The sequence below is a fragment of the Aliivibrio finisterrensis genome (genome assembly GCF_008933155.1).
Taxonomy (GTDB): domain Bacteria; phylum Pseudomonadota; class Gammaproteobacteria; order Enterobacterales; family Vibrionaceae; genus Aliivibrio; species Aliivibrio finisterrensis.
Map to the genome: position 1 here is coordinate 14,775 of NZ_WBVP01000030.1, position 12,338 is coordinate 27,112.

The window sequence follows — 12,338 nt, forward strand, 5'->3', positions numbered from 1 at the left end:
CATGTTCGAACGCCTCTAGACCATACATGGCAATATATTGTTCAGCTTTTTCTGGGCTAGATAAATCGACTGGGCGCAATTTATCCATAAGTTCAGGATTGTTGGTGCCTAAGAACTCTTGCGCGATTTGTTGACGCAACTGGGCAATTTTCGCTTGAGAAAAATCCCCTTCCGCTAACTGGGCAACGGCTTCAGACAGCGGCGTGATCACTACCGTTTCGCTATTCGCCGCTTGTTCCATCACTGCACGCAACGACTGATTCGTCATATCAACATTCAAACCTGTCGATTCATCGAGATAATTACCGTTTGTCGCCACCGCTAATACACGAGTATCAGTCGGTTTTATCTGTGCGGTATAGTTACCGTTAACATCGGTAATAACATCCGCGTCTCCGATATTTAATTTCTCGATGATCGAACCATCATCATTGATACTAAAAAATTCAACCGTCGCGCCTGAAATATCATTAGCAACTACCGAACCTTCCATAGAAAGAGAATCTTGCTGTGCATCGACTTCATCAATCACTACTTGCAATGCTGCGACATCTGCAATTGATGCTTGATCTGCAATCGCTGTTTGATAGAAGTTAATATTATTTTGATCAAATATCAGATCTATGATGTCAGTCAATGTCGTTATCGTGACTGCACTCGCATCGTTGTTTACCGCCGCCGTTTGTACGACTAAGAAAGCCGCAATACTTCCATCAACGCTATTGATGATATCTTGCAGCACTGCCACATCCGCGATATCAGTCGAGTCAGCGATAGCGATTTGGTAAGCACTGATATTAGCTGAATCAAACGTCAAGCCTAAAATGTCACTTAATACGTCCGTGGTAATTTCACTACCATCGTTGCTGGTAACCGCAGCTTGAACACTTGAGAATCCCGTTACACTCGAATCAACATCATTTATCAATACTTGCAATGCGCCCACATCAGTAATATCACTTTCAGCTGCAATTGCCGCTTTGTAATCGGCTAAATTAGCGTCGATGAACACCAAGCCCTCGATGTTGCTGAGCGTGGTGAGCGTGATACTGCTCGCATCACTGCCTGTCACCGCCGCTTGCACCAAGGCAAAGGCAGAGAGGCTCGCATCCACACTGTCAATCAAGTCTTGCAACGCCGCCACATCCGCAATGCTCGCTTCTGCTGCTATCGCACCTTGGTAATCGGTGATGTTCGCACTATCAAAGGTCAGTCCACTGATGGCGCTCAAGGTATCAACCGTTAAACCCGACACATCGCTGTTACTTGCCGCCAATTGCACACTCGTAAACGCCGCTAAACTCGAATCCACACTGTCAATCAGCGCTTGCAACGCAGCCACATCGGCTATCGCGCTTTCCGCTTCAATCGCACTGCGATAGCTGAGCATGTTGCCACTGGTAAAGGTTAATCCACGGATCTGGCTGAACAACGTGGCATTAATACTATTGGCATCACTGTTAGTGGCCGCCGTTTGTATACTGGTAAAGGCATCAACGCTCGCATCGACGCTATCAATCACACTTTGTAACGCTGCTAGATTAACAATCGTACTCTCTGCTGCTATCGCACTTTGGTAGTCCGCAAGGTTGGCTGAATCGAACGTTAAACTGATGATGCTGCTTAACGTGGTACTGCTGATATCGCTCGCATCACTGCCGGCTGCTGCTTGCACCTCAGTAAACGCCGCTACGCTGGCATCACTGGCGTTCAATAGCCCTTGCAAGGCGCTGATATTGGCAATGTTGCTTTCGTTTTCAATGGCGGTTTTATAATCATTGAGATTATCGCTGTTAAAGCTCAATCCAATAATATCGGTTAACGTGTCGCTGGTGATGGTTGAGGCATTGCCTGTAATCGCCGCCAATTGCACTTCTTCGAACGCTGTGATACTGGCATCCACGCTATCTATCACGCTTTGCAGTGCCCCTACATCGGCTATCGTGACTTCTGTGGCAATCGCCGCTTGGTAAGCCGCCACATTCGTTGAAGTAAAAGTCAAACCGATGATGGCATTAAGCGTGCTCTCTCCGATACCGCTCGCATCACTGCCCGCTGTCGCTTGCACCTCAGCAAAGGCGGCTACGCTGGCATCGACCTGATTTATTAACGTTTGCAATGCCGCCATATCAACAATCGTGGTTTCACCAGCAATCGCCGCTTGGTAATCCGTCACGTTCGCTGGCGTGACAGTCAAGCCGATGATGGCGTTGAGGGTACTCTCGAAAATACCGCTGGCATCACTGCTCACTGCCGCTTGCACCTCAGCAAACGCCGCTACGCTGGCATCAACATTATCTATTAAGATTTGCAGGGCATTCATATCAGCAATCGCTGTTTCTGCCGCAATCGCCGTTTGGTAATCGATTAGGTTCGCACTATCAAAGCTCAACCCGATGATGGCGCTAAGCGTGTTTTCATCGATAGTGATGGCATCGTTACTTGTCGCTGCCAATTGCACGTCAGCAAACGCTACTACACTGTTATCTATGGTGGTGATCAACGCTTGCAGTGCCGCCACATCCGCAATGCTCACTTCTGATGCAATCGCAGATTGGTAATCGATGAAATTGGTGTCCGTGTAGGTAAGACCATCAATATTACTCAAGCTGGTTAAAGTTAAACCACTGGCATCACTGTTAGTCGCTGCCGCTTGAACGGCTACAAAAGCGCCAACTGTGGTATCGATGTTACTGATCAAAACTTGTAAACTAGCCACATCCGCAATGCTGCTTTCTGCCGCTATTTCAGCTTGGTAATCAGGCAAGTTTTCTGGGGTGAAGGTCAAACCGATGATGGCATTAAACGTGTTTTCATCGATGCTGCTGGCATCACTATTTGTCGCTGCTGCTTGCACCGCCGCAAAAGCACTGACGCTGCTATCAACACTATCGATGAATGCTTGTAATGCAGACAGATCCGCAATAACATTTTCCGCCGCTATCGTTGCTTGGTAATCGTCAACGTTCGCACTATTAAAAGTTAAACCGATAATATTGCTTAACGTGACACTGCTTATCCCACTGGCATCACTGCTGCTCGCTGCTACTTGCACGGCTGCAAACGCCGCCACACTAACATCCACGTTGTTAATAACCGCTTGCAACGCCGCCACATCAGCAATCGCTGTTTCTGCCGCAATCGCCGCTTGGTAATCAATTAGGTTCCCATTATCAAAGGTCAAACTGATGATGCCGCTAAGCGTGTTTTCATCGATAGTGTTGGCATCGTTACTTGTTGCAGCCGCTTGAATTTCAGCAAAGGCCGCGACGCTGGTATCCACGTTGTTAATAACTGCTTGCAACGCCGCCACATCGGCAATCGCTGTTTCTGCCGCAATCGCCGCTTGGTAATCGATTAAGTTTGCACTATCAAAGGTCAAACCGATGATGGCGCTAAGCGTGTTTTCATCGATAGTGTTGGCATCGTTACTTGTCGCTGCCAATTGCACCTCAGCCAACGCCACTACACTCGCATCAACACTGTCTATCAAGCTTTGCAACGCCGCCACATCGGCAATCGTAGTTTCTGCGACAATCGCGTCTTGGTAGGCACTGAAATTACTCTCGGTATAGCTTAAGTTATCGATGTTAGAGAGCGTCGTCACGCTCAACTCGCTGGCATTACTGCTGGTTGCTGAAGCTTGCACTGCCGCAAACGCACCCACATTAGTATCTACGTGATTAATCAACGATTGCAGAGCACTCACATCCGCAATGCTGCTTTCTGCCGCTATTGCCGCTTGGTAATCAGCTAAATTCGCTGGCGTGAAGGCCAAGCCAATGATGGCGTTAAGGGTACTTTCACCAATGCCGCTGGCATCACCGCCCACTGCTGCTTGCACCTCAGCAAACGCCGCTACGCTGGCATCTACAAGAACTATCACGGTTTGCAACGCCGCCACATCCGCTATCGCGCTTTCCGCTTCAATCGCACTGCGGTAGCTGAGCATGTTGCCACTTGAGAAGGTCAAACCGCGGATTTGATCGAACACACTCGCGGTAACGCTGCCGGCATTACTGTCAGTCGCGGCCTGCTGTACGCTCGCCAAGGCCAATACGCTCGCATCGACACTGTCGATAAGCGTTTGAAGGGCATTGACATCCGCAATGCTCGCTTCCGCCGCAATGGCAGCTTGGTAATCCGCAAGGTTGGCTGAGTCAAACGTTAAACTGATGATGCTGATTAACGTGGTACTGCTGATATCGCTCGCATCACTGCCGGCTGCTGCTTGCACCTCAGTAAACGCCGCTACGCTGGCATCACTGGCGTTCAATAGCCCTTGCAAGGCGCTGATATTGGCAATGTTGCTTTCGTTTTCAATGGCGGTTTTATAATCATTGAGATTATCGCTGTTAAAGCTCAATCCAATAATATCGGTTAACGTGTCGCTGGTGATGGTTGAGGCATTGCCTGTAATCGCCGCCAATTGCACTTCTTCGAACGCCGTGATACTGGCATCCACGCTATCTATCACGCTTTGCAGTGCCCCTACATCGGCTATCGTGACTTCTGTGGCAATCGCCGCTTGGTAAGCCGTCACATTCGTTGAAGTAAAAGTCAAACCGATGATGGCATTAAGCGTGCTCTCTCCGATACCGCTCGCATCACTGCCCGCTGTCGCTTGCACCTCAGCAAAGGCGGCTACGCTGGCATCGACCTGATTTATTAACGTTTGCAATGCCGCCATATCAACAATCGTGGTTTCACCAGCAATCGCCGCTTGGTAATCCGTCACGTTCGCTGGCGTGACAGTCAAGCCGATGATGGCGTTGAGGGTACTCTCGAAAATACCGCTGGCATCACTGCTCACTGCCGCTTGCACCTCAGCAAACGCCGCTACGCTGGCATCAACATTATCTATTAAGATTTGCAGGGCATTCATATCAGCAATCGCTGTTTCTGCCGCAATCGCCGTTTGGTAATCGATTAGGTTCGCACTATCAAAGCTCAACCCGATGATGGCGCTAAGCGTGTTTTCATCGATAGTGATGGCATCGTTACTTGTCGCTGCCAATTGCACGTCAGCAAACGCTACTACACTGTTATCTATGGTGGTGATCAACGCTTGCAGTGCCGCCACATCCGCAATGCTCACTTCTGATGCAATCGCAGATTGGTAATCGATGAAATTGGTGTCCGTGTAGGTAAGACCATCAATATTACTCAAGCTGGTTAAAGTTAAACCACTGGCATCACTGTTAGTCGCTGCCGCTTGAACGGCTACAAAAGCGCCAACTGTGGTATCGATGTTACTGATCAAAACTTGTAAACTAGCCACATCCGCAATGCTGCTTTCTGCCGCTATTTCAGCTTGGTAATCAGGCAAGTTTTCTGGGGTGAAGGTCAAACCGATGATGGCATTAAACGTGTTTTCATCGATGCTGCTGGCATCACTATTTGTCGCTGCTGCTTGCACCGCCGCAAAAGCACTGACGCTGCTATCAACACTATCGATGAATGCTTGTAATGCAGACAGATCCGCAATAACATTTTCCGCCGCTATCGTTGCTTGGTAATCGTCAACGTTCGCACTATTAAAAGTTAAACCGATAATATTGCTTAACGTGACACTGCTTATCCCACTGGCATCACTGCTGCTCGCTGCTACTTGCACGGCTGCAAACGCCGCCACACTAACATCCACGTTGTTAATAACCGCTTGCAACGCCGCCACATCAGCAATCGCTGTTTCTGCCGCAATCGCCGCTTGGTAATCAATTAGGTTCCCATTATCAAAGGTCAAACTGATGATGCCGCTAAGCGTGTTTTCATCGATAGTGTTGGCATCGTTACTTGTTGCAGCCGCTTGAATTTCAGCAAAGGCCGCGACGCTGGTATCCACGTTGTTAATAACTGCTTGCAACGCCGCCACATCGGCAATCGCTGTTTCTGCCGCAATCGCCGCTTGGTAATCGATTAAGTTTGCACTATCAAAGGTCAAACCGATGATGGCGCTAAGCGTGTTTTCATCGATAGTGTTGGCATCGTTACTTGTCGCTGCCAATTGCACCTCAGCCAACGCCACTACACTCGCATCAACACTGTCTATCAAGCTTTGCAACGCCGCCACATCGGCAATCGTAGTTTCTGCGACAATCGCGTCTTGGTAGGCACTGAAATTACTCTCGGTATAGCTTAAGTTATCGATGTTAGAGAGCGTCGTCACGCTCAACTCGCTGGCATTACTGCTGGTTGCTGAAGCTTGCACTGCCGCAAACGCACCCACATTAGTATCTACGTGATTAATCAACGATTGCAGAGCACTCACATCCGCAATGCTGCTTTCTGCCGCTATTGCCGCTTGGTAATCAGCTAAATTCGCTGGCGTGAAGGCCAAGCCAATGATGGCGTTAAGGGTACTTTCACCAATGCCGCTGGCATCACCGCCCACTGCTGCTTGCACCTCAGCAAACGCCGCTACGCTGGCATCTACAAGAACTATCACGGTTTGCAACGCCGCCACATCCGCTATCGCGCTTTCCGCTTCAATCGCACTGCGGTAGCTGAGCATGTTGCCACTTGAGAAGGTCAAACCGCGGATTTGATCGAACACACTCGCGGTAACGCTGCCGGCATTACTGTCAGTCGCGGCCTGCTGTACGCTCGCCAAGGCCAATACGCTCGCATCGACACTGTCGATAAGCGTTTGAAGGGCATTGACATCCGCAATGCTCGCTTCCGCCGCAATGGCAGCTTGGTAATCCGCAAGGTTGGCTGAGTCAAACGTTAAACTGATGATGCTGATTAACGTGGTACTGCTGATATCGCTCGCATCACTGCCGGCTGCTGCTTGCACCTCAGTAAACGCCGCTACGCTGGCATCACTGGCGTTCAATAGCCCTTGCAAGGCGCTGATATTGGCAATGTTGCTTTCGTTTTCAATGGCGGTTTTATAATCATTGAGATTATCGCTGTTAAAGCTCAATCCAATAATATCGGTTAACGTGTCGCTGGTGATGGTTGAGGCATTGCCTGTAATCGCCGCCAATTGCACTTCTTCGAACGCCGTGATACTGGCATCCACGCTATCTATCACGCTTTGCAGTGCCCCTACATCGGCTATCGTGACTTCTGTGGCAATCGCCGCTTGGTAAGCCGTCACATTCGTTGAAGTAAAAGTCAAACCGATGATGGCATTAAGCGTGCTCTCTCCGATACCGCTCGCATCACTGCCCGCTGTCGCTTGCACCTCAGCAAAGGCGGCTACGCTGGCATCGACCTGATTTATTAACGTTTGCAATGCCGCCATATCAACAATCGTGGTTTCACCAGCAATCGCCGCTTGGTAATCCGTCACGTTCGCTGGCGTGACAGTCAAGCCGATGATGGCGTTGAGGGTACTCTCGAAAATACCGCTGGCATCACTGCTCACTGCCGCTTGCACCTCAGCAAACGCCGCTACGCTGGCATCAACATTATCTATTAAGATTTGCAGGGCATTCATATCAGCAATCGCTGTTTCTGCCGCAATCGCCGTTTGGTAATCGATTAGGTTCGCACTATCAAAGCTCAACCCGATGATGGCGCTAAGCGTGTTTTCATCGATAGTGATGGCATCGTTACTTGTCGCTGCCAATTGCACGTCAGCAAACGCTACTACACTGTTATCTATGGTGGTGATCAACGCTTGCAGTGCCGCCACATCCGCAATGCTCACTTCTGATGCAATCGCAGATTGGTAATCGATGAAATTGGTGTCCGTGTAGGTAAGACCATCAATATTACTCAAGCTGGTTAAAGTTAAACCACTGGCATCACTGTTAGTCGCTGCCGCTTGAACGGCTACAAAAGCGCCAACTGTGGTATCGATGTTACTGATCAAAACTTGTAAACTAGCCACATCCGCAATGCTGCTTTCTGCCGCTATTTCAGCTTGGTAATCAGGCAAGTTTTCTGGGGTGAAGGTCAAACCGATGATGGCATTAAACGTGTTTTCATCGATGCTGCTGGCATCACTATTTGTCGCTGCTGCTTGCACCGCCGCAAAAGCACTGACGCTGCTATCAACACTATCGATGAATGCTTGTAATGCAGACAGATCCGCAATAACATTTTCCGCCGCTATCGTTGCTTGGTAATCGTCAACGTTCGCACTATTAAAAGTTAAACCGATAATATTGCTTAACGTGACACTGCTTATCCCACTGGCATCACTGCTGCTCGCTGCTACTTGCACGGCTGCAAACGCCGCCACACTAACATCCACGTTGTTAATAACCGCTTGCAACGCCGCCACATCAGCAATCGCTGTTTCTGCCGCAATCGCCGCTTGGTAATCAATTAGGTTCCCATTATCAAAGGTCAAACTGATGATGCCGCTAAGCGTGTTTTCATCGATAGTGTTGGCATCGTTACTTGTTGCAGCCGCTTGAATTTCAGCAAAGGCCGCGACGCTGGTATCCACGTTGTTAATAACTGCTTGCAACGCCGCCACATCGGCAATCGCTGTTTCTGCCGCAATCGCCGCTTGGTAATCGATTAAGTTTGCACTATCAAAGGTCAAACCGATGATGGCGCTAAGCGTGTTTTCATCGATAGTGTTGGCATCGTTACTTGTCGCTGCCAATTGCACCTCAGCCAACGCCACTACACTCGCATCAACACTGTCTATCAAGCTTTGCAACGCCGCCACATCGGCAATCGTAGTTTCTGCGACAATCGCGTCTTGGTAGGCACTGAAATTACTCTCGGTATAGCTTAAGTTATCGATGTTAGAGAGCGTCGTCACGCTCAACTCGCTGGCATTACTGCTGGTTGCTGAAGCTTGCACTGCCGCAAACGCACCCACATTAGTATCTACGTGATTAATCAACGATTGCAGAGCACTCACATCCGCAATGCTGCTTTCTGCCGCTATTGCCGCTTGGTAATCAGCTAAATTCGCTGGCGTGAAGGCCAAGCCAATGATGGCGTTAAGGGTACTTTCACCAATGCCGCTGGCATCACCGCCCACTGCTGCTTGCACCTCAGCAAACGCCGCTACGCTGGCATCTACAAGAACTATCACGGTTTGCAACGCCGCCACATCCGCTATCGCGCTTTCCGCTTCAATCGCACTGCGGTAGCTGAGCATGTTGCCACTTGAGAAGGTCAAACCGCGGATTTGATCGAACACACTCGCGGTAACGCTGCCGGCATTACTGTCAGTCGCGGCCTGCTGTACGCTCGCCAAGGCCAATACGCTCGCATCGACACTGTCGATAAGCGTTTGAAGGGCATTGACATCCGCAATGCTCGCTTCCGCCGCAATGGCAGCTTGGTAATCCGCAAGGTTGGCTGAGTCAAACGTTAAACTGATGATGCTGATTAACGTGGTACTGCTGATATCGCTCGCATCACTGCCGGCTGCTGCTTGCACCTCAGTAAACGCCGCTACGCTGGCATCACTGGCGTTCAATAGCCCTTGCAAGGCGCTGATATTGGCAATGTTGCTTTCGTTTTCAATGGCGGTTTTATAATCATTGAGATTATCGCTGTTAAAGCTCAATCCAATAATATCGGTTAACGTGTCGCTGGTGATGGTTGAGGCATTGCCTGTAATCGCCGCCAATTGCACTTCTTCGAACGCCGTGATACTGGCATCCACGCTATCTATCACGCTTTGCAGTGCCCCTACATCGGCTATCGTGACTTCTGTGGCAATCGCCGCTTGGTAAGCCGTCACATTCGTTGAAGTAAAAGTCAAACCGATGATGGCATTAAGCGTGCTCTCTCCGATACCGCTCGCATCACTGCCCGCTGTCGCTTGCACCTCAGCAAAGGCGGCTACGCTGGCATCGACCTGATTTATTAACGTTTGCAATGCCGCCATATCAACAATCGTGGTTTCACCAGCAATCGCCGCTTGGTAATCCGTCACGTTCGCTGGCGTGACAGTCAAGCCGATGATGGCGTTGAGGGTACTCTCGAAAATACCGCTGGCATCACTGCTCACTGCCGCTTGCACCTCAGCAAACGCCGCTACGCTGGCATCAACATTATCTATTAAGATTTGCAGGGCATTCATATCAGCAATCGCTGTTTCTGCCGCAATCGCCGTTTGGTAATCGATTAGGTTCGCACTATCAAAGCTCAACCCGATGATGGCGCTAAGCGTGTTTTCATCGATAGTGATGGCATCGTTACTTGTCGCTGCCAATTGCACGTCAGCAAACGCTACTACACTGTTATCTATGGTGGTGATCAGCGCTTGCAGTGCCGCCACATCCGCAATGCTCACTTCTGATGCAATTGCGTCTTGATAAGCACTGAAATTACTTTCGGTGTAGCTTAAGCCATCGATGTTAGAGAGCGTCGTCACGCTCAACTCACTGGCATTACTGCTGGTTGCTGAATCTTGAACTGCCGCAAACGCACTCACATTACTATCTACGTTATTGATCAACGATTGCAGTACACTCACATCCGCAATGCTGCTTTCTGCCGCTATTGCCGCTTGGTAATCAGCCAAATTCGCTGGAGTGAAGGCCAAGCCGATGATGGCATTAAACGTGTTTTCATCGATGCTGCTTGCATCACTCCCGACAGTGATTTGAACAGAATTAAATGCATCAATACTGCTATTGACCGTATCAATTAAATTTTGTAACGCGCTCACATCAGCAATTGAAACTGATTCAGAAATCTGAGTTTTATACGAAGAAATAGTACCTAATGTGACATCTTCTAAGTCTAAAATACCAGTTAATACTGCAACATCGATAGCCGATGCGTCACTCGTAGAGGCTGCATTTTGAACCAATACAAAATTATCAACACTAGTATTAATTGCATCAATATAAGCTTGAACTTCACTGACACTTTTAAATAAAGACTGGCCTGATAGCCTCATTTGATACTCAGGTACATTACTTTCACGGACATCTGTTAATAATGTTCCAGATATCCAATCGGAGTAAGTGAGAGCACCTCCATTTACAATTGTATTATTAACGACCGCTAAGAAAGTATCATCTCCATTAACGCTATTAATATAATTTTGTAAACCCAATCCATAAGAGATACTCGTTACTGAGTTATTCACAAACTCAGAATTATAACTCGCCAACAAATCTGGCTGTATGTTTGAAAGAGTAACGAGTGAGGCAAGGTTATCATACGTGATTGTATTGGGGTCGCTTGCTAGTGCCGCATTAATATCACTGACAGCTGTATTCTGAGCAGTCAGGATCGCTGCGACCTGATCCAAACTATCAATGGTTAACGCATTGATGCCTTGTAGGGCTTGTTCATCAGCAACGTAGATAAAGCCTTTATAATCGAGGTATTGAGCTTCAGGTAGATAAATGTTAGTGAGATTTACACTTTTGTTATTGATTTTAAGTACATTGGACTGTTTATCAACCGTTGCTAACACACCCACATCAGTGTAAATATTTTCATCCGTATTATAAGCAACAGGCTGATCAAACGATACAATATCATTTCCCATCGATACGCCATGAATAGTACAGAAGTAGTAGAAGTTTACATTGCCGCTATTATTTACCGTGACGCTTGTATACGCCCCTAATTGTCCTGGAGATCCATTAGTTACTGAGGTAAATTCATCCGTATTAGAATTAAAAGCGATTGGATGGGCGTTATTAGAAGCCGCAGATTGGTCAAAATAGTAAGTTACATTCGGCTCTAATGTTAAAATCGGCCTTTTCTCACCATCAATGACAAAGACATTTGAACCACTATCACCATCATATGCCACTGTTACTTCGAAAACTTTAATATTGTTCGGCGTTAAAAACTGGGAAGAAGCACTAGCGATATTATATAACTTTAACTTGTTTTGCTCTGTAACCAGATAGTCACCAGCAATATTGTATTCACGATTAGCTACTCCATCGAGCATGCGTTCAAAGCCTAAGCGAATAATGTCATTTCTTAATGACGTTACATCTGAGTTATATCTTGAAAAAGCAGCAAAAGGTGATTGTAAAGAACTTGGTTGATTGTAAGCATCAATAAGACTATTTAGTAATGACCTTTCATCATTAACAGCTTGGATCTTCGTTAATAACGCTGAACCAGTTGTGGGTAAAATTACAATTTCTGATAAAGCAATTTGATAATAAATTTCATTATCAGCAGTAAGACTATCTTCCAGTGCCATGACTTTTTCAAGCATACCAACCGTTAACGAAGTGAATGTCTGAGTTTGCAGTAATGAATTAATACCTGTTAATGCTTGAACACTTTCATCAACACGATCCAATAGGGTTTGCAATGCACCAATATTCTCTACCGATAATTCATCTTCGATGGCTGATTGATATTCAAACAGATTATCATTTGTAAAAGTCAGACCACGAATGGCACTTAGCGTTGGCGCATCAATGTTC

The 12,338-nt window shown here is 47.6% G+C and carries 1 protein-coding gene (only partly in view); it reads right to left on the bottom strand.

The genetic code is table 11. The features are described from left to right. On the bottom strand, nucleotides 1-12,338 hold part of the coding region annotated (locus tag F8B77_RS16525) for an ImpA family metalloprotease (RefSeq protein ID WP_151656697.1) (this coding region is incomplete at both ends). 14,774 nt of the annotated region lie to the left of the window's left edge; 12,338 of 27,112 annotated nt are visible.